Source organism: uncultured Ralstonia sp. (assembly GCA_913056305.1).
Lineage (GTDB): Bacteria > Pseudomonadota > Gammaproteobacteria > Burkholderiales > Burkholderiaceae > Ralstonia.
On sequence record CAJXMR010000016.1, the window covers coordinates 24,093 to 49,428 of the forward strand.

Sequence of the window (25,336 nt, forward strand, 5' to 3'; positions counted from 1 at the left end):
ATTTTCCACTCGGTGTTGGCAGAGATATGAAGACGCTTTCCATCAAGGCCCGGCTGGCGCTGGTGCTGTTTGTTCTGGCAGTGTTCCTGGCGGGCGTCGGCGCGCTGGGGCTGGTCGGCAACCTGCGCTCCAACGCGGCGCTCAAGGAGACCTACAGCAACCAGCTCGCCTCGGCGCGTGCGCTGGGCCAGGCGATTGCTCGGGTGGGGCAGACCCGTACGGCGCTCGATCGTGCCATCTATGAAACGGACGACGCTAAGCGCGCGCTGCTGCTCAAGGCCGCCGAGGACCGCTACAAGGAGGGCCTCGCCGCCTGGAAGGCCTACAACGACCTGCCGTTTGCCACGGCGGAAGAAGAGCGCACCGCAGGCGAGGCCAAGACCGCGCTCGACGCGTTCATGAAGGACGGCATGGAGCCGACCTTCGCAGCCTTCCAGCGCAATGACATCGAGGGCGCCAAGCCCTTTGTGCTGGACAAGCTCTATACCCTGTCGGCGCCGTACCTGGTCAAGCTGGACCGCCTCGATGCGATCCAGTCCGAAGTGTCGTCCGCCGCCTACGCCGACGCGCAGTCCTTCTTCACCAAGCTGGTGTGGGCGTTCGTGATCGTGATCGGCCTGGGCGTGGTGCTCGCGGCCGGCTGCTACGTGGTGCTCTCGCGCGCCATCTCGCTGCCGCTGGCCGAGATGCTGGTGCACTTCAAGGAAATCGCCGCCGGCAACCTGACCACCGAGGTGCGCATCCGCTCGCGTGACGAGATGGGCGTGCTGATGGAAGGCCTGCAGCAGATGCAGGGCAAGTTGAAGGAGACCGTGGTGACGGTGCGTCGCGGCAGCGAGTCGATCGCCTCGGCCACGCAGCAGATCGCGGCGGGCAATACCAACCTGTCGCAGCGCACGGAAGAGCAGGCCAGCTCGCTGGAGGAAACCGCCTCCAGCATGGAAGAGCTGACCAGCATCGTGAAGCAGAACGCCGACAACGCGCGCCAGGCCAGCACGCTGGCGGTGAGCGCGTCCGAGATCGCCCAGCAGGGCGGCGCAGTGGTGCAGGACGTGGTGACAACCATGGGCGAGATCAGCACGTCGTCGCGCAAGATCACCGACATCATCGCCGTGATCGAAGGCATTGCGTTCCAGACCAACATCCTGGCGCTCAACGCGGCCGTGGAAGCCGCCCGCGCCGGTGAGCAGGGCCGCGGCTTTGCGGTGGTGGCCGGTGAAGTGCGCACGCTGGCGCAGCGCAGTGCCGGTGCCGCCAAGGAAATCAAATCGCTGATCGAAGATTCCGCTACGCGGGTGGAATCGGGGTCGAGCCTGGTGGCACGTGCGGGCAAGACGATGGAAGAGATCGTCGTGGCCGTGAAGCGCGTGACCGACATCATGGGCGAGATCAGCGCGGGCTCGGCCGAGCAAAGCAGCGGCATCGAGCAGATCAACGAAGCCGTCACGCAGATGGACGACGTGACGCAGCAGAACGCGGCGCTGGTCGAGCAGGCGGCTGCTGCCGCGCAGGCGCTGGAAGAACAGGCGGACGAACTGCGCCGCGCCGTGGCGGTGTTCCGCGTGGCGATGTAACGCCTGGGCACCTGATGGGTTGCCCCGGCAGCGAGCTTGCCGGGGCAACGCTACACTGCGGAGTCGGTCTTCGGGCCGGCTCCGCATTTTTTTTGCGCGCGTATTCATAACGATTATTCGGAGGTGTCATGCGTTTCCAGTGTCGTCGTGTTCCCGTTCGAGCCATGGTGTTGGGCGCCGCGTTGGCGTGCAGTGCCGGGGCCTTCGCTCAGACCGCCCAGTCCATCCCGGCCAGCAAGCTGCCGTCCGCCACGCTCACGCCCGAGCAGCAGCGCTACCACGACATCTACAAGGAACTGGTCGAGATCAACACGACGCACTCGGCCGGCGACACCACCCGCGCGGCGCGCGCGATGGAGAAACGCCTGCGCGATGCCGGCTTTGCGGCCGCCGACATGCAGGTGATCGAGCCCTTCCCCAAGAAGGGCAACCTCGTGCTGCGCTACAAAGGCACGGGCGCCAAGCAGCCGATCCTGCTGCTGGCCCACATCGATGTGGTGGAAGCCAAGCGAGACGACTGGAAGACCGATCCATTCCGGTTGCAGGAGACCGATGGCTACTTCACGGCGCGCGGCTCGATCGACGACAAGGCGATGGCGTCGTCGTTCGTGTCGGTGCTGGGGCAGCTCAAGCAGGAGGGCTTCAAGCCCTCGCGCGACATCATCCTCGCGCTGACCACCGATGAGGAGCGCGGCGACGTGCCCAGCAACGGCGCGTACTGGATCGTCAAGAACAAGCCCGAGCTGGTGAAGGCCGAATTCGGCATCAACGAGGGCGGCGGCGGCGAGCTGCGCGCCGGCAAGCCGGTGCTGCATCGCATCCAGGTGGCCGAGAAGATGTACACCACCTATGAGCTGGAGGCACATGACGTGGGCGGCCACAGCTCGATCCCGACCAAGAGCAACCCGATCTATGCGCTGACTGCCGCGCTCGATCGGCTGGGGGCGTACCAGTTTCCGGTCAAGCTGGCGGACGTGACGCAGACCTACTTCGCCCGCAGCGCGCCGCTGGCGACGGGGCAACTGGCCGAGGACATGCGCGCGGTCGGCACCGGCCACCCGGACCAGGCGTCGATCGATCGCCTGTCGGCCATGCCGTTCTATAACGCACAGCTGCGCACCACCTGCGTGGCCACCATGGTCAACGCTGGGCACGCCGAGAACGCGCTGCCGCAGTCGGCCAAGGCAACGGTCAATTGCCGCATCCTGCCGCATGATGACCCGGCCGACATCGACCGCCAGCTCAAGCAGGTGATCGGCAACGACAAGATCAGCGTGCGCTACGTCAACCAGCCGCTCGCGAGCCCTGCCTCGCCGCTGAGCGGCGATCTGGTGAAGACCGTCGACACGCTCACGCAGCAGATGTGGAACGTGCCGGTCATCCCCGCCATGAGCACCGGCGCCACCGATAGCCGCTTCATGCGCAACGCGGGCATCCCGATGTATGGCGTGTCGGGCCTGTTCACCGAGCCGGCCGATTACCGCGCGCATGGCCTGGACGAGCGCATCGAGATCGCCCGCCTGTATGACGGCCGCGAGTTCCTCTATCGCCTCGTCAAGCAGCTTGCAGAGTAGGCACGCTGCCGCGCCTGCGTTCTGCGGGCGCGGCTTGTTCCCGTTTTGGTTTAGATGAAGCCGCCGTCGGTCAGCAGCGTGCGGCCGGTGATCCAGCGCGCGTCGTCGGAGGCCAGGAAGGCGATCGTGTCTGCGATGTCCTCGGGCTCGGCCAGACGGCCCAGCGGCGTCGATTCACGCATGCGGGCCCTCACCTCGTCGGGGATCGGTGCGGTCATGTCGGTGCGCGTGAGCGCCGGCGCCACCGCGTTGACGGTGATGTTGCGCGGCCCCAGCTCCAGCGCGAACGCCTGCGTGAGCGCGCTCACTGCCGCCTTGCTCGCGGCATAGACCGACAACCCGGCCCGCGGCTTGTACGCCAGGCTCGATGACACGTTGACGATGTGCCCGCCGCGCGCCGGCACATGCGGCAGCACCGCCTGCGACACCAGGATCGCCGAGAACGCGTTGGTGCGGAACTGCTCGTCGAAGGACGCCTGGTCGATGCTGCCCACCGGCTGGTTTGCGAGGATGCCCGCATTGTTGACGAGGATGTCGATGGCGCCGAAGGTCTCCCGCACGGTGCTGACCATCGCGTTGACAGAGGCGGCGTCGGCCACGTCGGCCTGCACGGCAATCGCCTCCGCGCCGGTGGTGCGGATGGACTGGATCACGGCGTGGGCTTGGGCGTCGTTGCTGCGATAGACGACCGCCACGCGGGCACCGTCGGCGGCCAGGCGGCGTGCAACCGCCGCGCCAATGCCGCGCGAGCCGCCGGTGACGATGGCGGTGCGCCCGGCAAGGCGCGGGGCGGGGGACTGGGTTTGCGGGTTCGACATGCTGTTCTCCTGAAATGGATGGCGAGGTTTCGGGAGAACAGGTTACGAAGCAGCCACCCCGCGCGCAGCCGGCGCTGCCGCGACGCGGCGTTCCAGCAGCGGAACGAGGCGGCCTACGCTTGCTGGCGCTTACGGTATTCCGCCACCTTGTGCCGGTTGCCGCAGACCGCCATGCTGCACCAGCGCCGCTTGTGCGATTTGGTGCGGTCGTAGAACCACAGCGTGCAATCCGGATGCTCGCACACGCGCACTAGCTGGAATTCGCCCTCAGCCAGCAGCTGTGCGGCGGCCTCGGCCAAGGGTGCCAGGCACTGCTCGACCGAATCGGTCGGGCGCAGGCGTTCCACGCGTGGCGTGTCACCGTCCCACACCAGCACGGGGTGGCTGGGTGCCTGCCGCAGGAACACGTTGAGCGCGTCCGCGCTGGCGGCGTGGCCGGCTTTGCGGGCCTCCACCAGCGTGCGGATCGCCTCGCGCAGGTGCCGCGCCACCGCCAGCAGGACCCCCGCCGGGTAGCGGCCGGCAAGCGGTCCGGCCAGCCAGCCGGCACGCACGAGCCAGTCGGAAACATCGGCATCGGATTGCCAGAAATCGTGCGACTGGCCATCGACGTTGGCCACGGTGTTGAGCATGTCGAGCACCGGGTGGTCGGCGATCAGGAGCGGGGTATCTGCGGCGGGCGAGGACATGGCGGCGCGTGGAAGGGGTGATGTGCGGATTGTAACCTTTTTGCTGGCTGTATATGAGTTACATGAGGGCTCATGCCTTGTCCGCGCAAATCTGGTGCGAAGACCAGCGCATTACCATGTGCCCATCGCAACTGTTTGCCGGAGATGATCATGAACGCATGGCCCGATGCCCGCGTGCTGACGTTGTTCAACATCGACGTGCCCATCGTGCTGGGACCGATGGCCGGCGTGGCCGGCGCGGAGCTGGCAATAGCGGTGGCGCGCGCCGGCGGCCTTGGCTCCCTGCCGTGCGCGATGCTCAGCGCCGAGCAGATCCGCCAGCAGGTCGAACAGTTCCGTGCCGCCGTGCGCGGGCCCATCAACCTGAACTTCTTCTGTCACACGCCGCCCCAGCCCGACCCGGAGCGAGAGGCCAAGTGGCGCGCGCACCTGGCGCCGTACTACGCCGAGTTCGGCATCGATCCCAACGCGCAGGCGCCGGCTGTTAACCGCGCGCCGTTCGACGCCACCACCTGCGCGCTCGTCGAGGAACTCAGGCCCGAGGTGGTGAGTTTCCATTTCGGTTTGCCGGCGCCCGAGCTGCTGGCGCGCGTGAAGGCCACAGGTGCGAAGGTCATCTCCGCTGCCACCACCGTGGAAGAAGCGCGCTGGCTGGAAGCGCGCGGCGTCGATGCCATCATCGCCATGGGCAACGAGGCGGGTGGGCACCGCGGAATGTTCCTCGCCAAGACCATTGAGTCGCAGGTCGGTACGTTTGCGCTGGTGCCGCAGGTGGCCGATGCGGTGCGCGTGCCCGTGATCGCCGCGGGTGGCATTGCAGATGCGCGCGGGCTGGTGGCCGCGCTGGCGCTGGGCGCCTCGGCCGTGCAGATCGGCACCGCCTACATGCTCTCGCCCGAGGCGACGACCTCGGCCATCCACCGCGCCGCGCTCAAGCAGGCGACCGACGCCGATACCGCGTTGACCAACCTGTTCACCGGCCGCCCCGCGCGCGGCATCGTCAACCGGCTGATGCGCGAGATCGGGCCGATGAGCCCCTTCGCTCCGGCCTTCCCGACTGCCGGCGGTGCATTGGCGCCGCTGCGCGCCAAGACCACGTCCGATGGCTCCGGCGATTTCATCAACCTGTGGTCCGGCCAGGCCGGCCAGTTGGCCACGGAAGACAGCGCCGAGGCCATCACCCGCCGCATCGCCACGCAGGCGCTCGAGCGGCTGGCGCCGGCACACAGTCTCGCCTGAGTTTTCCTGCTGCATCACTTCCCGCGCGGGCACGCCACATGGCGTGCCCGTTTTGCTTTGGCATCACGAATCGGAATGCGATCGATGGAAAAATATCATGTAACTTGAAAAAATATATTTAGACGGTTACGATGCGTTCCTGTGCAGTTCCCAAAACCCCATCAGGAGCCTTGCCATGAACGCCCCCGCACAAGCCGTCGACCTCGTCATCGATGCCTACGCCCCCATTGCCGTGCGCCATCGCACCGAGGATGTCGACGGCGTGAACGTCTTCTACCGCGAGGCCGGCTCAGCTGATGCGCCCACCGTGCTGCTGCTGCACGGCTTCCCGAGCGCCTCACACATGTTCCGCGACCTGATCCCGCAACTGGCCGAGCGCTATCACGTGGTGGCGCCCGACTTGCCCGGCTTCGGCCTGACGCAGGTGCCGGACGGCTTCCGCTATACCTTCGACAATCTGGCACGCGTGGTGGATGGCTTCACGGAGGCGCTCGGCCTGGCGCGCTTCGCCGTCTACGTGTTCGACTATGGCGCGCCGGTCAGTTGGCGGCTGGCAATGGCGCACCCGGAGCGCATCACGGCCATCGTCACGCAGAACGGCAATGCCTACGAGGAGGGCCTGGGTGAGGGCCCGTGGGCACCGGTCAAGGCGTACTGGGCCCACCCGGACGACGCGCACCGGCGCGAACTGCACATGCTGGTCTCCGACGAGATGACGCAATGGCAGTATCTGAACGGCGTGCCCGATCCGACGCGCGTGGCGCCGGACGGTTACCTGCTCGACCAATATTTCCTCAGCCGCCCGGGCCAGCTCGACATCCAGATGGACCTGTTCCTGGACTACGCGAGCAACGTGGCGCTGTATCCGGCGCTGCACCAGTACTTCCGCACGCACCGTCCGCCGCTGCTGGCCGTGTGGGGCCGCAATGACGCGATCTTCATCCCGCCCGGTGCCGAAGCCTTCCAGCGCGATCTGCCGCAGGCCGAGGTGCACTTTGTCGATAGCGGCCACTTTGCGCTGGAGACGCACCATGAGGAAATCGGCGCGCGCATGCTCGATTTTCTCGGCCGGGTGGTGAAGTAGCCGCGCGCCTTCAGGCGAGCGGTCGCATGGTGGGTTCGCTGGCGAAACGCTCGCGCAGGAACGACACCAGCGCCTTGACCGACGGCGGCACGCCCGCCCGCGACGGATACAGCGCGTGCAGGTCGGCCGGCTCGGGCATCCAGCCTGGCAGCACGGTGCGCAGGCGGCCGTCGGCCAGGGCCGCATGGCAGCAGTGCTGCGGCAGTATGGTCAGCCCGAGCCCGGCGATGGCGGCTTCGCGCAGCGCGATGATGTTGTCGGAGGCAAAGCGCGGGCGCACGGGCAGGGCCAGGCGATGGCCCCGGGCGTCCTGCAGCACCCAATCGCGGCAGCGCGCGAGCGTGCCCTGGCCCAGGCACGGCAGGTCGTCCAGATCGGCGGGCGTGGCCGGTGCGCCCGCGCGCGCAATCAACGCAGGACTGGCCACCAGCACGCGAGGTGAACTGGCCAGATGCCGCGCGACCACATCGCGCGAAGGCAGCGGCCCCGTCGCCGCGCGGATGGCCACGTCGATGCGCTGCTCAATCAGATCGACATAGGTGTTGGAGAGGTCCAGCTCGACGCGCAGCTTCGGATGCGCATCGGCAAACTCGGCCAGCCAGCCGGCGAGCAGTGTCTCCGCCAGCAGCGGTGAGGTGCCCACGCGCAGCACGCCCGCCGGCTCGCTGCGTGCGGCGCCGGCCAGCGCCTCGATGGCGGCCGAGGCATCGGCCATGTCGCGGGCGTGCCGATATACCGCCTCGCCCACCGGCGTGACCGACACGCGGTGGCTCGAGCGCTGCAGCAAGCGCGTGCCCAACTGTGTTTCCAACTCGGCAATGCGCCGGCTCAGGCGCGACTTGGGAATGCCCGTGGCGCGCTCGGCGGCAGAAAAGCCACCGGCTTCCACCACGCGGGTGAAGAGGTAGAGATCGTCGAAACGCTTCATGTTCCTGTCCTGCCTGGCGCGCGGATGCGAGAAGACGTGCCTTGGCGCCGCCGCGTGTCAATAAAGTTCGAGATCGTCGCAGAAGTTGTGTCTTGTGTGTTGCCGCGTCGGCGGGAAGGTGTTCTGGCGAGTTGTTCAGATTGCACTGATTTTCTAACGGTGCAGAACGATTCACAGCGACTCCAAACCAACAAGCAAGAACACGTTTTCGGAATAGACCATGAGGACAACGACATTCAAGCCCCGCACGCTGATCGCCTGCGCGGCGGTTTCCTGTGTGCTGGCTGCCTGCGGCGGTGATGATGGTGGTGGTGGCGGTTCGGGTGGCGGCTTGAAGCCGGACGGCGGCCCGCAGCGGGCCACCGTGCCGATCAGCCAGACGGTCTTGTCAGACGGCACCACGCGGTACTCCATTCCCGTGACCATTGGCAATGCGCCGCCGGTCAATGCCATGCTCGACACTGGATCGTGGGGGCTGCGCGTGCTGCCCGGTGCGGTGCCCGCCAGCGCCTATACGGCCTCGGCCACCACCACGTCTTATGCCTATGGCGCCGGCGTAAGCCTGATCGGCAACAACGCCACGGCCAACCTCACGCTCGGCTCGCTGCCGAGCGCGGCACCCGTGCCGATGATGGCGATCTCCAGCCTTGCCTGCATGCCCGCCAATCCGCATTGCCCGGCCAGCAAGATGAGCATCGACGAATACGGGATCGGTGGCGATGGCCTGCCCAACGAGGGCTTCAAGGCGATCATCGGCGTGGCGTTGGGCTTCCAGGCGCCGGCACAGGGCGAGGGCGTTCCCAGCCCGTTGCCTTACTTTGGGCAGGGACAATTCATCGTTAGCCTGCCGGCACCGGGGCAGGCAACCGGCACGCTGACGATCAACCCGACCGCCGACGACCTGAAGGGCTTCACGATGTATGCCCTCAAGCAATTGCCGACCGCGTTGCCGAACGGTGTGCCGGCCTGGAACGTGCGGCAGCTGCCGGGCTGCCTGGCCAACACGGCGACCGGCAAGTCGTTCTGTGCACCGACCATGCTGGACTCCGGCACGGGCAGTGTTGTCGTGGGCGGCACGGCCAGCGAACCTGCGCCGCCCTTCGCGGCGAACGACGCGGCCGTGTTCTCGGTGTCCGGGCCCAATGGCACCGTCAAGTCGCCGGCCTTCACGGTCGCGGCAAGCGGGATCACGCACGTCGCATCCCAGACCGCCGCGACCGCGCAGATGGTCGCTGGCGTGATGCCGTACCTGTACTTCGACGTGTACTACGACGCGACCAACGGCCAGATCGGGCTGCGCCCGAAGTCGTGACGACGGCAGCGCGCTGACCGTTGCATCAGCGCCGCAGCGCGTGCGCTCCGAGGCGGTGGCGATCGTTATACTGATGCGATTGCCGGCCGCCTTTTTTCTCATGTCGATCCAACACGCCCTGCTGACCTCCCTGCTGGAAAAACCGTCGTCGGGCTACGAGCTTGCTCGCCGCTTCGACAAGTCGATGGGCTATTTCTGGAGCGCCACGCACCAGCAGATCTACCGCGAGCTTGGCCGCATGGCCGAAGCCGGTTGGGTGAGCATGGAAGAGGAAGAGGACGGCCGCAAGAAGACCTACACGGTCTTGCCGCCGGGCCGCGAAGAACTCGCGCGCTGGGTGCTGGAGCCGACCGTGTCGTCGGACAATCGAGAGGAAGTGCTGGTGAAGTTGCGTGCCGAGGCCGTGATCGGCCCGCTCGGCTTCATCGACGAGATGCAGCGCCTGATCGAGCAGCATCGCACGCGGCTGAATACCTTCCGCGAGATCGAGCAGCGCGATTTTTCGGCGCCCGATCTCACGCGCGCACAGCGCCTGCAACTCGCTGTGCTGCAGCGTGGCATCGTCTATGAAGAAGGCTGGCTCGCGTGGGCAGACGATGTGTTGCCGTTGCTGGAGCCAGCCTCGGTGACTGCTTAACTGCTTAACTGCTTAACTGCTTAACTGCTTGACGGCTTAGACCGTCGCCTTGCTACCCGCCGGGGCGCGCAGCGCCTCGATGTGGTTCAGCCGGCGGCGCGCCACCTCGAACTCCTCGGCAAAGCGCTTGACGAGTTCCGCTGCCGGCACCACGCGCTTGACCGCGCCCACGCCCTGGCCGGCACCCCAGATGTCCTTCCACGCCTTGGCCTTGGCACCGCTGCCCGAAGCGAAGTTCATCTTGCTCGGGTCCGATTCCGGCAGCGCGTCCGGGTCCAGGCCGGCGCCCACGATGCTCGCGCGCAGGTAGTTGCCGTGCACGCCGGTGAAGAGGTTCGTGTAGACGATGTCGCTGGCGGTGCTCTCCACGATCGCTTGCTTGTAGCCCTCGATCGCGTTGGCTTCTTCGGTGGCGATGAAGGCCGAGCCGACATAAGCGAGGTCTGCGCCGGCCGCCAGCGCCGCCAGGATGGCGTTGCCGTTGGCGATGGCGCCCGACAGCAGCAGCGGGCCGTCGAACCATTCACGGATCTCATGGATCAGCGCAAACGGCGAGGTCGTGCCCGCATGGCCGCCTGCGCCGGCCGCCACCGCAATCAGACCGTCCGCGCCTTTCTCGATCGCCTTCTTGGCGAATTTGTTGTTGATCACGTCATGTAGCACGATGCCGCCGTAGCTGTGCACCGCGCGGTTCACATCTTCGCGCGCGCCCAGCGAGGTGATGACGATGGGCACCTTGTACTTCACGCACAGTTCCAGGTCGTGCTCCAGGCGGTCGTTCGACTTGTGCACGATCTGGTTGACGGCGAACGGTGCCGACGGCTTGTCCGGATGCTGCGCATCGTATTCAGCCAACTCGGTGGTGATGCGCTGCAGCCAGGTCTCCAGCAGTTCAGCCGGGCGCGCGTTCAGCGCCGGGAACGAGCCGACCACGCCGGCCTTGCACTGGGCGATCACAAGGTCAGGGTTGGAGATGATGAACAGCGGCGAGCCCACCACGGGCACGGACAAGCGGTTTTGCAGGATCGGCGGCAGCGACATGGCAGTCTCCGTTGATATTGGTATGGGAATAAAAAAGGGGGGCTTAAACGCCAGCCTTGAGCAGACCGACCTTGTCGGCCAGCTTGGCGCCCATGGCGGCGCCGAGTGCCTGCAGGCCGGTGGCCGGGCGGACCATGACCTCGAACTCGACGATCTTGCCGTCGGCGTTGAAGCGGATCATGTCGATGCCCTTGAGCACTTTGCCGCTCACGTTGGCACTGAATTCGAGCACCACGCTCGCGCCGTCGTCGGTGGCGAAGCTGCGGTGGTAACGGAAGTCTTCGAAGACGGTGTTGACGGTGCGCAGCACCAGCGTGGTGGCAGCGCGGCCCGGATAGGCCGTGTGCGCGACGGGCGAGCGGAAGACGACGTCGTCGGCGAACAGGGGGTCGAGCGCGTCCATGTTGCCGCTCTCCAGCATCGCGTGCCACGCGGTGAGCGTGGTCTGCGCCGGGGCGGGCAGGGTGGCGGGAATCGGCTGGGTCACGGTGTCTCCTGAGCGGATGGTGCAACGTGTTGCATGCGATGTGGGATGCAACATAGCATGGTGCCCCGATCTATGCAACAAGTTGCATAGTGCGCCGATTCCAAACTCCGAGGCTCAGCCTTCGGTGTGTTCCGTGTGCGGTTCACGTACCACGATGACGGTACGGTGCGAGAGCTTGACGGTGCGCTCGGCCACGCTGCCCAGCAGGATGCGGGCGAGGCCGCGCTTGCCCTGCGAGCCCACGACGATGGTGTCGGCCTGCCAGCGCTCGGCCTCCTGCTCCAGCGCGCGGCCGATGTCGTCGTCCGTGGCGTCGAGCATCAGGATGCCGGTTTCTGCAGCGGTGCCTTCGGCATCGAAGGTGCGCTGCAGCTCCGCGAGCGAGGCCGATGCGGTGCGATGCGCCTCTTCGCGCAGCTTGTCGACGCTGTAGATCTCGCGCGACTCCGGCATGCTGGGCGAGCCGACCGCCCACACCACCCGCACGCGGCCATTGAACGCCCGGGCAAGCGCGGCGCCTTCCTCCACCGCCAGATGGGCCTCGTGGGTGCCGTCGAAGGCGGCAAGGATACGTTGATGCATGGGGCGCTCCGAGTGGTGGGGATGCTGTCACTGTAGCAGCGCGGGTGGGGCATGCTGCACCCAGTGTGCTCGCGGCTTGCGCCGTATCAACCCGGCGTGGCGCCCGCATGGACGGGGTGCGCCAGCAGCAGCTCCAGCAGCCCCTGCGCCGCCACCGACAGGCTGCGCCCCTCGCGCCGGATCACGTATAGCGTGCGCACCAGCCCCGGCAGCGGCAAGGGCCGCACCACCAGTTCGGGCAGGCGGAACTGGAACAGCGCCAGCGCCGGAATGACGGTGATGCCCAGGTTGGCCGCCACCAGCGCCGCGGCCGTGGCCAGGTGCTCGACCTCCATGCCGCCGCGCAGCTTGGTCGGGTGCAGGGCGGCGTCCAGGTATTGCCGGATGCTGGTGTTGCGCGCGAGGTGGATGAAGGGCGCGTCGACCAGATCGCCCACGCCCGGCGCCCGCTTGTGGGCGAGCGGGTGGTCGCGGTGGCAGACCAGGTGGAAGTCATCCGTGCAGAACGGCTGCGCGGACAGCCCCGCCATGTCCGCCCCCATGGCCGCGATGGCGAAATCCGCCGCGCCGCGCCGGACCATGTCGATGCACGGATCGGAGAGCAAGTCGTGCATCGCGAGCTGGATGCCCGGGTGCCGCGCGGCAAAGTCGGCCAGCACGCCTGGCAGGATGCCCGCCGCGATCGATGGCAACGCCGCCACTGTCACGCGCCCGGTGCGCGCGGCGGCGCGGTCGCGCAGCTCGGCAAAGGTGGCCTCGAAATCGGCCAGCAGCCGCAGGGCCGATTCGGCAAAGGCCTCGCCCTCGGGCGTCAGCTCCACATGGCGCGTGTTGCGGTCGAACAGGCGCACACCGGCATCGGCCTCCAGGTTCTGGATCAGCGCGCTGAAGGCCGACTGCGACAGGTGGCAGGTCTGCGCCGCCTGCGTGAAGTTCTTGTGCTCGCGCAGCGCGGCAAAGGCGCGGAGCTGCTTGACGGAGAGGTTCATGGCGTCTGGCGGAGGAATGCGCCAGCTTAGCCCGGAATCTCCAGCGTAAGCAGCGCGCTCGACAACGACTTGCCGTGCGCGTCCAGCGCCAGCGAGCGCGTTACGCCGCCAGCCAGCGCGCCATGCAGCACGAAGTTGAGCGCGCCGAGCTGTGGCAGCACGTAGCGTTGGACTTCACCGTGCACGAGCTCAGCGAAATGCGCGCGCACGCGTGCGGCCGTTACGTGCTGCTCCAGCACGGCGAAGTCTTCCGGACGATGCGCGATCACGGAGATGCACGAAATGTCGCCCTTGTCGCCGGCGCGGGTGTGGGCGAGGTCGCGGAGGAGGCGCGTCATGTCAGGTCTCCAGGATGTGCACGTGGTGTGGCGCGAGTTCTTCCGGAATCAACGTCGACGCGACGGCGATGACCTCGCGCGCACTCTTGGTCGCGCCGCCGCCGCCGGACGGGCCGCAGGTCAGCAGCGTCTCGACCTCGTTGCCGATGCGGATGGCTTCGGCCATCGACTCGGTGCGGGCGGCCACGCGCACACGCACTTCGTAGGGCTGTGCATCGGTGCGGGAGAGCGCGCCGCCGTGCAGTGCGTCGACGCCGATCAGCTCGAAGCGCGTCTCCGTCGTCTGCACGCCCGTGAGCGCCAAGCGCTCACGCACGATGTCGAGCGCCAGCTTGCCGCGTGCCACGGCGTTGGGGCCGGCATAGCTGATCTGGCCCTCGCCGATATAGCTGTCGAGATAGCCGATCGACACCTTCAACTGGCCGGTGCGCGGCGTGCCGGTGGCGCCTTCGATGACGACGCGGTCGGTGCCGTCGGTGCGCATGCGCACGTTGGAAAAGTCCGCCACCACGTCGGGCGTGAGGTAGCGCGCCGGGTCGTGGATCTCATACAGCAGCTGTTCCTTGCACGTGGCCTCGCTGACGAGGCCGCCGGCGGTGGGCACCTTGGTGATTAGCACGGAACCGTCCTCGCCAACTTCACCAATGGGGAAGCCCAGGCGCGCGAGGTTGGGCACGTCCTTGATGCCAGGGTCTGCGAAGTAGCCGCCGGTAATCTGCCCCGCGCATTCGAGCAGGTGGCCGGCCAGCGTGCCGCAGCCGAGGCGATGCCAGTCGTCCATGCGCCAGCCGAAGGCGTGGATGAGCGGCCCGAGCGCCAGCGCCGGGTCGGCCACGCGCCCGGTGATGACGATGTCTGCCCCCTGCGCCAACGCATCGACGATGCCCTGTGCGCCGAGGTACGCATTGGCGGAGACCATGCGCGTGCCGAGCGAGGCCACCGGCGCACCGCCGTCCATCAGCGTGAAGTCGTGGCCGCGTGCTTGCAGCAGGCTAAACACATCATCGCCGGTGACCGCCGCCACGCGCAGCGTGAGGCCGAGTTCGCGGGCGATGTCGCGCGTGCGCTCAGCCGCTGCCAGAGGGTTGGCCGCGCCCATGTTGGTGACGATGCGGATGCCGCGCGCCGCGCAGGCCGGCAGCACGGTCCGCATGCGCGCCTCGAGCAGCGGGTCGTAGCCGTGCGACGGGTCCTTGCGGCGCACCTGCTGCGCCAGCGCGATGGTGCGTTCGGCCAGGCATTCGAACATCAGCACGTCGATGTCGCCATGCTCCGCGAGTTCGAGCGCCGGTTCGATGCGGTCACCCGAGTAACCGGCGCCGCCGCCGATGCGTAGTCTCTTCATGCCATCACCACGGAAGCACGCCCAGCACCACGGCCACTGCGGTCATCAGCAGCGAGGCGCCGAACAGGAAGGGGATCGAGAATTTCTGGTGGTCCGCCAGGTCGATGCCGCACAGGCCGACCACGAGGAAGGTCGCGGGCGTGAGCGGGCTGACCGGGAAACCGGTGGTCATTTGGCCGAGCACGGCGGCCTGCGCCACGTGCACGGGCGCCACACCGAGCATCTTCGAGGCTTCCGCCACGACGGGCAGCACGCCGAAGTAGAACGAATCCGGATCGAACAGCAGCGACAGCGGCATCGACAGCGCACCCAGGATGACCGGAATGTGGTGCGCCATCGCGGGCGGGATGAAATCGACTGCGGTCTTGGCCATCGCCGTGAGCATGCCGGACTTGCTCATGATGCCGGTGAATACGCCTGCCGCCAGCAGGATGCTCGCCATCATCAGGGCGGCCTTGGCGTGGGCGTCCACGCGCTGGCGCTGCTGATCCACGTTCGGGTAGTTGATGAGCAGCGCGGCCACCACGCCGAGCATGAACATCACCACTGGGTCGACCTTGCCGCTCACCATCACGCCCATCACGACCACGGTCAGCACGAGGTTGATCCAGAAATTGCGCGGGCGGCGCAGCGCCTGTTCGGCGTCGGTCAGCGGGCGGGCGACCACCTGTGCGCCGCCGGCGTGATTGGCCAGCCCCAGGCGTTTTTCCTCGCGCTTGCCCAGCAGCCAGGCGCACACGAACACGAAGACGAGCCCCGCGATCTGCACCGGGATCAGCGGGTTGAAGATGTCCGTGACCGGCATGTGCAGCGAGGCCGAGGCGCGGATCATCGGCCCCGTCCACGGCAGGAAGTTCACGCCGCAAGCCATCGACGTGACACACGCGAGGATGCGGCGGTCCATGCCGAGCCGGTCGTACAGCGGCAGCATGGCCGGGATGGTGACCAGGAACGCCACCGCGCCGGAGCCATCAAGGTGGATCAGCAGCGCCAGCAGGGCCGAGCCCACCACGATGCGCGGCGGCCGGCTGCCCACGGTGCGCAGGATGCGGTCGATGATCGGGTCCAGCATGCCGGCATCGGTGACGATGCCGAAGTAGAGGATGGCGAAGATGAACATCCCCGCTACCGGCGCCACGTCCTTGATGCCGGCCAGGATGAACTTGCTGGTATTGAGCCCGAAGCCGCCCGCGAGCGCGGCGATGACGGGAATGGCGATGAGCGCGACCAGCGGCGACATGCGCTTGGTCAGGATGACGACAAACAGCGCGACGATGGTCAGCAGCCCGAGCAGTGCGAGCATGGTCTCCTCCGAGTCATGGATCGGAATCCCTGTTGGCGGGATTTACGTGGACTGTAGAGGCTGCTGATCTGCCTGTGAAACAGAATATTTGGATCGATTGAGCGGTTTTGCAGATGAATGCGCTGGCCCGGATTGCCGATGCATTCGCGGTTTTTGCGTGGCGTTTCCAATGCTTTCGCCTGTCCTGCCATGTGACGCCCAGGCAGAATGTGCCGACGATCCGACCCACCCTCTCTTTTGGAGACCGACGTGACCGCAGCAAGCGCCCCGACTGTCCTGATCCTGCCCGGCTGGCAGAACTCCGGCCCTGACCATTGGCAATCGCAATGGGAACGCATCCATGGCGACCGTCGCGTCGAGCAACATGATTGGATGACGCCCAGGCGCGCAGACTGGGTCGACGCGCTCGAACGTGCCGTGAGCGCTGCGCCCGGCGACGTGGTGCTGGTGGCGCACAGCCTGGGCTGCGTGCTGACCGCGCATTGGGCCGCCGGCTCGGCCCGGACCGCCCGCGTGCGCGGCGCCCTGCTGGTCGCCGCGCCGCAGCTGGACCGCCCCGGCATGCCCGACGACCTGGCTGACTTCCGCCCGGTACCGCGCCAGCGCCTGCCGTTCCCGTCCACGCTCGTCTTCAGCACCGACGATCCATTCAGCGATGCCGCCTGGAGCCGGGCGCAAGCGCAAGCCTGGGGCGCGCAGGCGCTCGAGCTGGGTGCGCGCGGTCATATCAACGCGGAATCCGGCCTCGGCAGTTGGCCGGAAGGCCGTGCCCTGATCGCAGCGTGGTCTTTACAACACCCTTGAGAGGGTCCTTGACCCTGGAGTTCCTTTAGGGTTTTGAATGGAGGCATGAAACCCGATCTCGCCTCCACCCTGCCTGCCCACGACCACGCCACAGCCGACCAGAGCGGTTGCGGTGGATGCTGCGGCCATGACCATCCCGCCGCCCGGGCGTCGGCTGATCACGCGCACAAGCCTGCGCACGACCATGACCACGGTCACGATCACGGCCACGCGCACGGTCGCGGTCACGGTGAGGGGCACGGTGAGGGGCACGGTGAGGGGCACGGTGAGGGGCACGCGTGCGGCCACGACCATGCCCACGCGCACGACCATCCGGCAGCGCCCGCGCCGGTGGTTGACGCCGCCGCGCGCGCCCGTGCCTCTGGCCGCACCAAGGTCCGCATCCAGCAGATGGATTGCCCGACCGAGGAGCGCATGATCCGCGCCAAGCTCGGCAGCGCCGCCGGCGTGGTCGCGCTGGATTTCAACCTGCTGGAGCGCCACCTCACCATCCACCACACCGTCGACGACGTCGCGCCGTTCCTGGAAGCGCTGCGCGCCATCGGCATGGATGGCGAGGTGCTGGAGGCGCACGACCGCGCCGCTGCTGTGCCCCAGGCCGAGGGCGGCATCTCGCGCCGCTCGCTGCTGCTGGCGGCCGGCGGCGTGACGGCCTTCGGCGCGGAGGCCATCGCCTGGTCGCAGGGCGATCATGCGTGGCCGGTGCTGGCGCTGTCGCTCGCCTCCATCGTGCTGGCCGGCGGGCCGACGCTGCGCAAGGGCTGGATTGCTGTGCGCGCGCTCACCTTCAACATCAACTTCCTGATGGCGGTGGCCGTCATCGGCGCGCTGCTGATCGGCAAGTGGGCCGAGGCGGCGATGGTGATCTTCCTGTTTGCCGTGGCCGAAGCCATCGAGGCGCGCGCGCTGGTGCGTGCTCGCGATGCCGTGCGCGCGCTGACCGCCATCGCGCCCGATACGGCAGAGCTGCCCGATGGTGCCGGTGGCTGGCGCGACGTGGCGGTCGAGACCGTCGCCATCGGCGCGCGCCTGCGCGTGCGCACCGGCAGCCGCGTGCCGGTCGATGCGCGCATCGTTGTAGGCCGCGCCGCGCTGGACGAGTCGCCCGTGACCGGCGAGAGCCTGCCGGTGGAGAAGGCCATCGGCGACACCATCCTCGCGGGCACCATCGTCACCGACGGCGTGATCGAGGCTGAGGCCACGGCCGTGGCAGCCGACAGCACGCTCGCGCGCATCGCCGGGGCCATCCAGGAAGCGCAGTCGCAGCGCGCGCCCACACAGCGCTTCGTTGATACCTTCTCCTCCATCTACACGCCCGCGATGATGCTGCTGGCGCTGGCGGTTGCCGCGTTGGGTCCATTGATGGGCCCGCAGGTGACGGCGGATGGCTGGCTGACCTGGGCGTATCGCGCGCTGGTGCTGCTGGTGATCGCCTGCCCGTGCGCGCTGGTGATCTCGACCCCGGTGACGGTGGTCAGCGGCCTGGCCGCGGCCGCGCGGCGCGGCATCGTGGTCAAGGGTGGCGTCTATCTGGAAAGCGGCCGGCGCCTGCGCGCGCTGGCGCTGGACAAGACCGGCACGCTCACGGCCGGCCGCCCGGTGCTCGACGCCATCATGCTGCCAGACGGCACGCGCCGCTCCGTCGCCGCACTCGACATCGCGACCGATGGCGTGCAACTGCGCGCGCTGGCCATGGCCGCCGCGCTCGATGCCAACACCACGCACCCGATCGCCCGCGCCATCGTGCAGGCGGCGGCTACGCATGCGCTGGTGGACGGGCGCCGCGTCGACGAGCTGTCCGTGCTGCCCGGCCGTGGCGTGGCCGGCACGCTTGACGGCGTGCGCTGGCACATCGGCAACGCCGCGCTGGTGGCCGAACGCGGCTTCGATACGCCGGCCTGGCGCAGCGCAGTCGACAGCTTGCAGGCGGAAGGCATGTCCGCAGTGACGCTGTGCGATGCCACCGGTGCCGTTGCCACCTTTGGCGTGCGCGACCGCGAGCGTCCGGAATCCGTCGAGGCCATCGCCGACCTGCGCGCGCTCGGCGTGCAGCCGGTCATGCTCACCGGCGACGATCACCGTGCCGCGCAAGCCATCGCTCGCGCGGTCGGCATCGACGACGTGCACGCCGAGCAATTGCCCGCCGACAAGCAGCGCGTGGTCAGCGCATTGGCGACCCGCTACGGCTTCGTCGGCATGGTGGGCGACGGCATCAATGACGCCCCGGCCCTGGCGCGCGCCGACATCGGCTTCGCCATGGGTGCCGCCGGCACCGCCACCGCGCTCGAGGCGGCCGACGTCGCCATCATGGACGACGACCCGCGCAAGCTGGCCGCCTTCATCCGCCTGAGCCGGCGTACGGTTGCCGTGCTGCGTCAGAACATCGTGCTGGCGCTGGGCATCAAGGCGGTGTTCCTGGCCCTGGCCGTGATGGGCCATGCCACGCTGTGGATGGCGATCTTCGCCGACGTGGGCGCGAGCCTGCTGGTGGTGTTCAACGGGCTGCGGGTGATGCGCACGCGCGTCTGAGCTCCGACGGCGCGTGCACGTGTGCCGGCGCTCAGCGCAGGCCGGTGATGCGCGCGTCCTTCGGATAGGTGACGACGTAGTCGGCGGAGAAGCGGGCGTTCTCGCCCGGCTTGAGCGTCTGCTGCCAGGCGACCACGCCCTCGCGATGTTCCCAATCGCGCGCGGCCGGCTCCGGGCTGAAGGTGGCGCGCACCTTGATGTCTTCGGCCCGCGTGACCGGCATCGCCTCCAGGATCTCGATGCAGATCGGGTCACGGTGCCGGTTGCGCACCGTGTAGATGGAGGTGTACTGACGCTCGTTGCGGCTGTCGAGCAGCCCGACATTGCGATTGAAGGTCTTGGGCGCCTCCGCCGTGATGCTGATCAGGTCATCGCGGCCAAATGGCAGGGTCACGTGCTGATCCTCACCTGCCGGATTCCAGAACGTGGTGCCCACTGTGGCGCCGTCGCGGCGCAGCTGCATCTGCCCTGCGGGCCAGATGCCGTCCGGACGGTCGATGGCCGCGGTCAGATAGGCGGCGCTGTCCAGGCGCGGCGTGCTGCGGGCGGTGAGCGTGGCGGGCAGGGACTGGGTTGCGAGCGAGAACGTGGCCTTCTGCGCGTCCGAGGGCAGCTCTACGGTGCCGGGGATTTCGAATTCAGTCGTATAGGCGGTCTGGATCGCGCTGACGTCGAAGAGGGGGGCGTTGTCTTCGGCGCTTCTCTCGCTTCTTAACATGGGGGCGGAGGGCGACGGCATCGCTGCGGGCGCTGCCGCGATCGGATAGGCGAGCTGCGCGGCGGGCTGCGGCTTCAGTATGTCGAGCTGCCACGTGTAAGGCTCCGGGCCGCGAGGTGCGCTGCGCGGCTGCCCTGTCGACAGGCGCAGCCGCACACCGCGCCAGTCTTCACCAGTGGTTTGTGCGATGGTCGCTTGCCGTTCAATGACGACATTCGAGCGCACCGGGTCTAGGCTGGCCAGATAAGCCGGCCGCCAGCCTGCGCGCGAGGTCTGGTAGCTGACGCGCAGCTCGCCACCGCGCGGTGCCGCCACCGCGATCCGGACCGTGCGCAGCGTCTCACCGGCACCCGCGCCGCGCGTTTGCCGCAGCGCGTCGAGCTGGCTCTTCAGCTCTGCATCGCGACGCTTGAGTTGTTCCTGGCGTGTGAAGACGTCTTGCGCGGTGCGCGTGAGGGCATCGGTGGATTTGCCCAGCGCCGTGAAATCCGTGGGTGGGACGCGGCCGTCGGTGCTCGTGCGCTCGCTCACGACTTTCAGGTAGTTGGCAGACAGCTCGTTGGCCCGGATCTGCGTGTCGAGTGCAGTACGTTGGTCTTCCAGCGCGCGGATCTGTGCGTCCAGCGAAGTCATCGCGCAACCGGGGGCGCCCTCGCGCGGGATCGATTCGGTTCGGACGTCGCCAACGCGGACCGCGTTATCGCCTTCGACGCGCAGGCTTTGCAGATCGAACGTGGCGGGCAGGCACGTCAATTCCACGTTGCGGGCGCCGGGCGCCACCGTGGCGGTGCGCACGACGGTGGCGCTGTCAGGGTAGAGCGTGACCTCGGCGATGCGCGAGGGGGTGGCCGCCTGGGCCAGCAGGGTGGCAGCCGACAAGGTCGTGCCGACTGTGGTCATTGTGATGCGCTTGACCTGCCTAGTGCGCTGCTGACGTCGTGCTCCGGTCCGTTGCTTCATCCGCTTCCCCACTCGTCCGTGAAATGTGGCGAGTATGGCACGGCGTCGGAACGGCGCCAGCCGTCAATCAGGGGGAGACGCGCCGGCGCAACGAGGCAGGCGTCGGCTAGCGATGCGCGCCGCGGATATGCCGGTGCGCGTGCTCCGCATCGGCTTCGCCATGGCCGTGACCATGGTTGTGGCCGTGGTGATTGGCCACCGGCAGCGGCTCTTCATGCAGCGACTGCAGCACGCCGCATTCGGCCACCGACGCCGCCGTCGTGCAGCGCTGGCCGATCGCCTCGATCTGCTGCTTAAGTTCGGTCAGTTCGGCAATGCGCGCCTGAACGTGGCACAGGTGTTCATCCAGCAACTGGTTGATCTCCTGGCAAGAGGCCTGGGGGTTGGCCTGCAACTCCAGCAGCCGGCGGATCTCGGTATGCGCCATGTCGAGCGACCGGCATTTCGCGATGAAGGCCAACTGCTCGGCATGTTCGGGCGTGTAGACGCGGTAGTTGTTGGCGGCGCGCGCCGGCGGGGGGAGCAGGCCCTGCGCTTCATAGAAGCGGATGGTCTCGATGCTGATGCCCGTACGCTGGGCGAGCTCGCCAATCTTCATATGCGATATCAAAACACGGTGGGTTCGCCGGCCATGTCTTCGACACCGGCGGTTTTCAGGCAAGCGTCCATGCAGGCCCGGCAGGCGGTCGCGCAGGTGCTGCAATGGCCTAGGCCGTGATGATCGCATTCTTCCGCACATTGGTGACAAAGCTCGGCACAGTCCTCCAGCAGTAGTTCAGCGAACTCGCTGTTGCGCGCCAGGAAGGCTTGCGTGAGGGCGCAGTATTCCGCGCAGTCCGTGCACAGGCTCATGAGGCGCGACATCGCCTCGGCGTGGCCGTTCTTGCTGCACTCCGCCACGCAGTACGCGCAAGCGGTTTCGCACGCGTGAAGCGCTTGAATCACACTGGCATAACGCTTGGCGTTGTCTTTCGCGGTCGGACGATTGGTCATCTCGGTTCTCCTGGCAGTGGCTTCACGCGCAGTTGCGCAAACAAAGGGAACCCACCCGGGGCGGGCCCGGATGGCCTCATTTCAATGTAGCAAGTCGTGGCTCAGTGCACAGGTAAACCTTGCGTGATCAGGCAACCTCCTCAGGCGCTGTTGTCTCGCGCTGCAGCAAATCTTCCGATGCCTGCCGCACCATCAGCCGGTTCACGCCCCCCACCACCGCGCGGATTGATGCCGTCGTCAGGTTGGCATCGACGCCCACGCCGAAGGTGCTGCCCGCCACGCCCGCCGCCGCGATTTCGGCAAACGCAATCGCATCGGCATTCGCACCCTGGCCGAGCGCGCGTTCCTCGTAGTGGTGGATCGATACCGGCACCGTCAGCACGGAACCCAGTGCATCTACCAGCGCATCCAGCGGGCCGTTGCCGTTGCCTTCGCAAATGCGCTCGCTGCCATCGACGCGCACGGCCAGGCGGATGTGCTGGCTACCGTCGTCGCGCTCGGTCAGACGGTGCGATACGTAGCCGATCGGGCCGTCGCCCTGCAGGTAGGTCTGCTGGAACAGCGCCCAGATGTCGGCGGCGGTGGCCTCGCGGCCGCTCTCGTCGGTCAGTTGCTGCACGGTGCTACTGAACTCCACCTGCAGGCGACGCGGCATGGCAATGCCGTAGCCCGATTCGAGCAGGTAAGCGATACCACCCTTGCCCGACTGGCTGTTCACGCGAATGATCGAGTCATACGTGCGGCCCACGTCGGCCGGGTCGATCGGCAGGTAGGGCATCTCCCAGAGCGCGTCGGGCTGCTGCACGGCAAAGCCCTTCTTGATCGCGTCCTGGTGCGAGCCCGAGAACGCCGTGAACACGAGGTCGCCCACGTACGGATGGCGCGGATGCACCGGCAGCTGCGTGCAGTCTTCGCAGGTGCGGGCCACATCGTTGATGTGCGAGAAATCGAGTTCCGGATCGACGCCCTGCGAATACAGGTTCAACGCGAGGGTGACGAGGTCGACGTTGCCGGTGCGCTCGCCGTTGCCGAACAGGCAGCCTTCGACGCGGTCGGCGCCGGCCATCACGGCCAGCTCCGCGGCGGCCACGGCGGTGCCGCGGTCATTGTGCGGATGCACGGAGAGAATGATCGAGTCGCGGCGCACGAGGTTGCGGTGCATCCACTCGATCTGGTCGGCGTAGATGTTGGGCGTGGCCATCTCCACCGTGGCGGGCAGGTTGAAGATGATCTTGTGCGCGGGCGTCGGCTCCCACACCTCGGTCACGGCGTTGCAGACCTCCAGCGCGAAGTCCAGCTCGGTGCCGCTGAAAACTTCCGGGCTGTACTGATACGTCCACTGCGTCTCGGGCATCGTCTGCGCAATCTCGCGGATCAGCTTGGCGCTCTGCACGGCGATGCGCTTGACGCCCTCGCGGTCGGTATTGAACACGGTGCGACGGAACACCGGCGCGGTCGCGTTGTAGACGTGAATGATGGCGCGCTTGGCGCCGCGCAGCGATTCCATGGTGCGGCGGATCAGGTCTTCACGCGCCTGCGTGAGCACCTCGATCGCAACGCCGTCGGGAATGTGTCCGCCTTCGATCAGCTCGCGCACGAAATCGAAATCGGTCTGGGAGGCAGCGGGGAAGGCGGCTTCGATTTCCTTGAAGCCGATCTGCACGAGCATCTTGAACATGCGCATCTTGCGCTCGGCGTTCATCGGCTCGAACAGGGCCTGGTTGCCATCGCGCAGGTCCGTGCTCATCCAGATCGGGGCACGGGTGATGGTCTTGTTGGGCCAGGTGCGATCGGACAAGGCGATCGGCGGGAAGGGGCGGTATTTGGTGGCGGGGTTCTTCAACATGGTGTGTGCGTCCTATGAGATCGAGATCGGTGGGATACGACGGGGACGACCGCGCGGGCGGTGTCCGGCGTGGCCGGAAGAGCGGTGCGGGTGGGGCGGCCAGACAGCCACGGGCGCGTGGTCTGGCAACCGGTCGGTAGTCGTAGCGAAAGCAGGATCGGGGTGGGCATGCGAGGCTCCAACGATTTGGCGCACGGACTGCGCCACACGAGGCCCGTCGCCTGTTACGGCAGCGGACCGGTCAAATACCGGAACGAGGGGGAAAGAGAGGTCTACGCGCTTACACGCGTAGTAGGGAAGCGGATAGCAGACCGCGCTCGCACTGGAGCGTGCGGGCTTGAGCGGTGAGGAGGGTGGTCTGCTGAGGGTGCATTTTCTGATAGTGCTGGGGGATGGGGGGTGTTGTCAAGTTGCCTGGGCGGGATTCGGAGGGTTCTGGGGTTGGTGCTTGTGGTTTTGTGTTGGGATTTGGTCTTGGTGGTCTGCCTTCCTTTCGTCCCCTGCCGGGGCCGACCTACTTTCTTTGTCTTGCCAAAGAAAGTAGGCAAAGAAAGGCGCGCCCGAGATGGCGACCCCCTCCTTGAATTTGCGTAACCGGGCGGAGAAGGAGGCAAACTCGCTGCGCTCAGACAGCCTCCTTCTTTTTTCCGCCCGCTTACGAAAATTCAAGGCGCCATCTAGGGCAGGGCAAAAACACACCGTCTGGGCGCGGCCCGTGGCGCTTGTTGCTGTTGCTGTTCGTTTTCCTCTTCCTCTCGCTCTTCCTCTTGCTCGCCTCGCCGGCGTCCCTGCGCGGCGTCCCTGCGCGGCGTGTCTGGCCGGCAGTGCTGGTGATGCGGCAGCGGGGCAATGACAGCGGCGGGGGGCGGGCGCGGCGTCTGATGGTTCGGCCGCGGCTTCGTGCGCCAAGCGTTGGGCTCCCGGCGTTCAGCGGCAAGCTGCACAAGCACAGCAAAAAGCTCCCGGCGCAAAGCCCTTCGGCTCCAGGCGCGAACCGATTCGCTTTGCGCGCAAAGCGCGGCGCTGCAATCGCAAAGCTTTTTGCTTTGCGATTGCAGCCCCAAAGCTCGGCGGTTGAAGCTTTTTGCTTTGCGCTCGACGCTCCGGGCCTCGCGCACAGCGCTTTTTGCTTTGCGATTGGAGCTTGAAGGCTCAGCGGCCGGAGCGTTTTGCTTTGCGTTCGGCGCGTTGGGCTTCGCGCACGGCGATTTTTACTTCGCGATTGGAGCTTCAGGGCTCGATGGTTGGAGCTTGAAGCTTTGCGACTAGCGCTTCGGGCAGTGCGGCCGGGGCTCCGCGCCGCACGGTTGGCGCCGTGCCCCTTGCAGTTGGCGCCCAGCGACCTGAACCAGCCCCGCGACGGTTTGGCCGTTGACGTTCCTGCCCTATGCGGCGCCTTGAATTTTTGTTGCAAGGAGGAAAAAGAGGGGAGGCTGTTTGAGCGCAGCGAGTTTGCCTCCCCTCCCTCCTTGCGACAGAAATTCAAGGAGTGTTTCGCCGCATCGGGCGCGCCTTTCTTTGCTTACTTTCTTTGGCAAGACAAAGA

25 protein-coding genes are annotated in these 25,336 nt (G+C 67.2%); 10 read left to right on the forward strand and 15 right to left on the reverse strand.

Annotated features, from left to right (window positions below; all coding sequences use genetic code 11):
• Positions 1–26 precede the first annotated feature (26 nt).
• Both QZ609_RS04835 and QZ609_RS04840 read left to right on the forward strand, forming a co-directional pair.
• Positions 27–1,574 carry a methyl-accepting chemotaxis protein gene (locus QZ609_RS04835; RefSeq protein ID WP_295491790.1) on the forward strand — a complete coding sequence of 516 codons (1,548 nt, stop codon included), beginning with the start codon at positions 27–29 and terminating at the stop codon, positions 1,572–1,574.
• Between the two features lie 128 nt (positions 1,575–1,702).
• On the forward strand, positions 1,703–3,148 hold the full coding sequence (locus tag QZ609_RS04840; protein ID WP_295491792.1) for a M20/M25/M40 family metallo-hydrolase: 1,446 nt from the start codon (positions 1,703–1,705) through the stop codon (positions 3,146–3,148).
• Positions 3,149–3,198: 50 nt separating this feature from the next.
• Here the strand turns inward: QZ609_RS04840 and QZ609_RS04845 are convergent, their stop codons facing one another.
• Together QZ609_RS04845 and QZ609_RS04850 are read right to left on the reverse strand one after the other, a co-directional pair.
• The gene (locus tag QZ609_RS04845) at positions 3,199–3,966 is read right to left on the reverse strand and encodes a 3-oxoacyl-ACP reductase family protein (protein ID WP_295491794.1); all 768 of its coding nucleotides are present in this window, start codon (positions 3,964–3,966) and stop codon (positions 3,199–3,201) included.
• A 113-nt stretch (positions 3,967–4,079) separates the two neighbouring features.
• A complete protein-coding gene (locus QZ609_RS04850; RefSeq protein WP_295491796.1) occupies positions 4,080–4,655 on the reverse strand; it encodes an ABATE domain-containing protein in 576 nt (191 codons plus the stop codon).
• A 150-nt stretch (positions 4,656–4,805) separates the two neighbouring features.
• Between QZ609_RS04850 and QZ609_RS04855 the strand changes: the two genes are divergently transcribed.
• Positions 4,806–5,894 (forward strand): nitronate monooxygenase family protein, encoded by a 1,089-nt coding sequence (locus tag QZ609_RS04855; protein WP_295491798.1) that lies wholly within the window; start codon positions 4,806–4,808, stop codon positions 5,892–5,894.
• 175 nt (positions 5,895–6,069) lie between these two features.
• Positions 6,070–6,978 carry an alpha/beta hydrolase gene (locus QZ609_RS04860; protein ID WP_295491800.1) on the forward strand — a complete coding sequence of 303 codons (909 nt, stop codon included), beginning with the start codon at positions 6,070–6,072 and terminating at the stop codon, positions 6,976–6,978.
• A gap of 10 nt (positions 6,979–6,988) precedes the next feature.
• Here QZ609_RS04860 and QZ609_RS04865 read toward each other — a convergent pair whose 3' ends face one another.
• A complete protein-coding gene (locus QZ609_RS04865) occupies positions 6,989–7,906 on the reverse strand; it encodes a LysR family transcriptional regulator (protein ID WP_295491802.1) in 918 nt (305 codons plus the stop codon).
• Between the two features lie 171 nt (positions 7,907–8,077).
• On the reverse strand, positions 8,078–8,359 hold the full coding sequence (locus tag QZ609_RS04870) for a hypothetical protein (RefSeq protein ID WP_295491804.1): 282 nt from the start codon (positions 8,357–8,359) through the stop codon (positions 8,078–8,080).
• Between QZ609_RS04870 and QZ609_RS04875 the strand changes: the two genes are divergently transcribed.
• Together QZ609_RS04875 and QZ609_RS04880 are read left to right on the forward strand one after the other, a co-directional pair.
• Positions 8,358–9,218 (forward strand): hypothetical protein, encoded by an 861-nt coding sequence (locus QZ609_RS04875; protein WP_295491806.1) that lies wholly within the window; start codon positions 8,358–8,360, stop codon positions 9,216–9,218. The two genes, QZ609_RS04870 and QZ609_RS04875, sit on opposite strands and share 2 nt — an antisense overlap.
• Before the next feature lie 100 nt (positions 9,219–9,318).
• On the forward strand, positions 9,319–9,855 hold the full coding sequence (locus tag QZ609_RS04880; RefSeq protein ID WP_295491808.1) for a PadR family transcriptional regulator: 537 nt from the start codon (positions 9,319–9,321) through the stop codon (positions 9,853–9,855).
• 36 nt (positions 9,856–9,891) lie between these two features.
• On the opposite strand, the gene QZ609_RS04885 is transcribed toward QZ609_RS04880, so the two are convergent.
• From QZ609_RS04885 to QZ609_RS04915, 7 genes are all read right to left on the reverse strand, one after another.
• Complete coding sequence (locus tag QZ609_RS04885; RefSeq protein WP_295491810.1) at positions 9,892–10,896, reverse strand: nitronate monooxygenase family protein; 1,005 nt, start codon at positions 10,894–10,896, stop codon at positions 9,892–9,894.
• A gap of 43 nt (positions 10,897–10,939) precedes the next feature.
• Complete coding sequence (locus QZ609_RS04890; RefSeq protein WP_295491812.1) at positions 10,940–11,383, reverse strand: nuclear transport factor 2 family protein; 444 nt, start codon at positions 11,381–11,383, stop codon at positions 10,940–10,942.
• Positions 11,384–11,497: 114 nt separating this feature from the next.
• Positions 11,498–11,965, reverse strand: coding sequence for a universal stress protein (locus tag QZ609_RS04895; protein WP_295491814.1), 468 nt, complete (start codon positions 11,963–11,965; stop codon positions 11,498–11,500).
• Between the two features lie 86 nt (positions 11,966–12,051).
• Positions 12,052–12,954, reverse strand: a complete 903-nt coding sequence (locus QZ609_RS04900) for a LysR family transcriptional regulator (RefSeq protein WP_295491816.1) — start codon at positions 12,952–12,954, stop codon at positions 12,052–12,054.
• A 26-nt stretch (positions 12,955–12,980) separates the two neighbouring features.
• The gene (locus QZ609_RS04905; RefSeq protein WP_295491818.1) at positions 12,981–13,292 is read right to left on the reverse strand and encodes a hypothetical protein; all 312 of its coding nucleotides are present in this window, start codon (positions 13,290–13,292) and stop codon (positions 12,981–12,983) included.
• Position 13,293: 1 nt separating this feature from the next.
• Positions 13,294–14,637, reverse strand: coding sequence for an acyclic terpene utilization AtuA family protein (locus tag QZ609_RS04910; protein ID WP_295491820.1), 1,344 nt, complete (start codon positions 14,635–14,637; stop codon positions 13,294–13,296).
• A gap of 4 nt (positions 14,638–14,641) precedes the next feature.
• Entirely contained in the window at positions 14,642–15,940 is a 1,299-nt protein-coding gene (locus QZ609_RS04915; protein ID WP_295491822.1) for a citrate:proton symporter, read from the reverse strand.
• 249 nt (positions 15,941–16,189) lie between these two features.
• Between QZ609_RS04915 and QZ609_RS04920 the strand changes: the two genes are divergently transcribed.
• Together QZ609_RS04920 and QZ609_RS04925 are read left to right on the forward strand one after the other, a co-directional pair.
• Positions 16,190–16,744 carry an alpha/beta hydrolase gene (locus QZ609_RS04920; protein ID WP_295491824.1) on the forward strand — a complete coding sequence of 185 codons (555 nt, stop codon included), beginning with the start codon at positions 16,190–16,192 and terminating at the stop codon, positions 16,742–16,744.
• Between the two features lie 45 nt (positions 16,745–16,789).
• Entirely contained in the window at positions 16,790–19,273 is a 2,484-nt protein-coding gene (locus QZ609_RS04925; protein ID WP_295491826.1) for a cation-translocating P-type ATPase, read from the forward strand.
• A gap of 31 nt (positions 19,274–19,304) precedes the next feature.
• Here QZ609_RS04925 and QZ609_RS04930 read toward each other — a convergent pair whose 3' ends face one another.
• The 4 genes from QZ609_RS04930 to leuA form a co-directional block, all read right to left on the reverse strand.
• Positions 19,305–20,891, reverse strand: coding sequence for a DUF4139 domain-containing protein (locus tag QZ609_RS04930; RefSeq protein WP_295491828.1), 1,587 nt, complete (start codon positions 20,889–20,891; stop codon positions 19,305–19,307).
• 166 nt (positions 20,892–21,057) lie between these two features.
• Entirely contained in the window at positions 21,058–21,549 is a 492-nt protein-coding gene (gene cadR / locus QZ609_RS04935) for a Cd(II)/Pb(II)-responsive transcriptional regulator (protein ID WP_295491830.1), read from the reverse strand.
• An 8-nt stretch (positions 21,550–21,557) separates the two neighbouring features.
• A complete protein-coding gene (locus QZ609_RS04940) occupies positions 21,558–21,944 on the reverse strand; it encodes a four-helix bundle copper-binding protein (protein WP_295491831.1) in 387 nt (128 codons plus the stop codon).
• A gap of 127 nt (positions 21,945–22,071) precedes the next feature.
• Positions 22,072–23,790 carry a 2-isopropylmalate synthase gene (gene leuA / locus QZ609_RS04945; RefSeq protein WP_295491833.1) on the reverse strand — a complete coding sequence of 573 codons (1,719 nt, stop codon included), beginning with the start codon at positions 23,788–23,790 and terminating at the stop codon, positions 22,072–22,074.
• A 722-nt stretch (positions 23,791–24,512) separates the two neighbouring features.
• On the opposite strand from leuA, the gene QZ609_RS04950 reads away from it, so the two are divergent.
• Positions 24,513–24,938, forward strand: a complete 426-nt coding sequence (locus QZ609_RS04950) for a hypothetical protein (RefSeq protein WP_295491835.1) — start codon at positions 24,513–24,515, stop codon at positions 24,936–24,938.
• Between the two features lie 174 nt (positions 24,939–25,112).
• A partial coding sequence (locus QZ609_RS04955) for a hypothetical protein (protein ID WP_295491837.1) occupies positions 25,113–25,336 on the forward strand: 224 nt, incomplete at its 3' end.

Coding starts and splice junctions, on each gene's coding strand:
- QZ609_RS04835 (WP_295491790.1), top strand. CDS start 27: ATGAAGACGCTTTCCATCAAGGCCCGGCTGGCGCTGGTGCTGTTTGTT.
- QZ609_RS04840 (WP_295491792.1), top strand. CDS start 1,703: ATGCGTTTCCAGTGTCGTCGTGTTCCCGTTCGAGCCATGGTGTTGGGC.
- QZ609_RS04845 (WP_295491794.1), bottom strand. CDS start 3,966: ATGTCGAACCCGCAAACCCAGTCCCCCGCCCCGCGCCTTGCCGGGCGC.
- QZ609_RS04850 (WP_295491796.1), bottom strand. CDS start 4,655: ATGTCCTCGCCCGCCGCAGATACCCCGCTCCTGATCGCCGACCACCCG.
- QZ609_RS04855 (WP_295491798.1), top strand. CDS start 4,806: ATGAACGCATGGCCCGATGCCCGCGTGCTGACGTTGTTCAACATCGAC.
- QZ609_RS04860 (WP_295491800.1), top strand. CDS start 6,070: ATGAACGCCCCCGCACAAGCCGTCGACCTCGTCATCGATGCCTACGCC.
- QZ609_RS04865 (WP_295491802.1), bottom strand. CDS start 7,906: ATGAAGCGTTTCGACGATCTCTACCTCTTCACCCGCGTGGTGGAAGCC.
- QZ609_RS04875 (WP_295491806.1), top strand. CDS start 8,358: ATGCTCGACACTGGATCGTGGGGGCTGCGCGTGCTGCCCGGTGCGGTG.
- QZ609_RS04870 (WP_295491804.1), bottom strand. CDS start 8,359: ATGGCATTGACCGGCGGCGCATTGCCAATGGTCACGGGAATGGAGTAC.
- QZ609_RS04880 (WP_295491808.1), top strand. CDS start 9,319: ATGTCGATCCAACACGCCCTGCTGACCTCCCTGCTGGAAAAACCGTCG.
- QZ609_RS04885 (WP_295491810.1), bottom strand. CDS start 10,896: ATGTCGCTGCCGCCGATCCTGCAAAACCGCTTGTCCGTGCCCGTGGTG.
- QZ609_RS04895 (WP_295491814.1), bottom strand. CDS start 11,965: ATGCATCAACGTATCCTTGCCGCCTTCGACGGCACCCACGAGGCCCAT.
- QZ609_RS04900 (WP_295491816.1), bottom strand. CDS start 12,954: ATGAACCTCTCCGTCAAGCAGCTCCGCGCCTTTGCCGCGCTGCGCGAG.
- QZ609_RS04905 (WP_295491818.1), bottom strand. CDS start 13,292: ATGACGCGCCTCCTCCGCGACCTCGCCCACACCCGCGCCGGCGACAAG.
- QZ609_RS04910 (WP_295491820.1), bottom strand. CDS start 14,637: ATGAAGAGACTACGCATCGGCGGCGGCGCCGGTTACTCGGGTGACCGC.
- QZ609_RS04915 (WP_295491822.1), bottom strand. CDS start 15,940: ATGCTCGCACTGCTCGGGCTGCTGACCATCGTCGCGCTGTTTGTCGTC.
- QZ609_RS04925 (WP_295491826.1), top strand. CDS start 16,790: ATGAAACCCGATCTCGCCTCCACCCTGCCTGCCCACGACCACGCCACA.
- QZ609_RS04930 (WP_295491828.1), bottom strand. CDS start 20,891: ATGACCACAGTCGGCACGACCTTGTCGGCTGCCACCCTGCTGGCCCAG.
- cadR (WP_295491830.1), bottom strand. CDS start 21,549: ATGAAGATTGGCGAGCTCGCCCAGCGTACGGGCATCAGCATCGAGACC.
- QZ609_RS04940 (WP_295491831.1), bottom strand. CDS start 21,944: ATGACCAATCGTCCGACCGCGAAAGACAACGCCAAGCGTTATGCCAGT.
- leuA (WP_295491833.1), bottom strand. CDS start 23,790: ATGTTGAAGAACCCCGCCACCAAATACCGCCCCTTCCCGCCGATCGCC.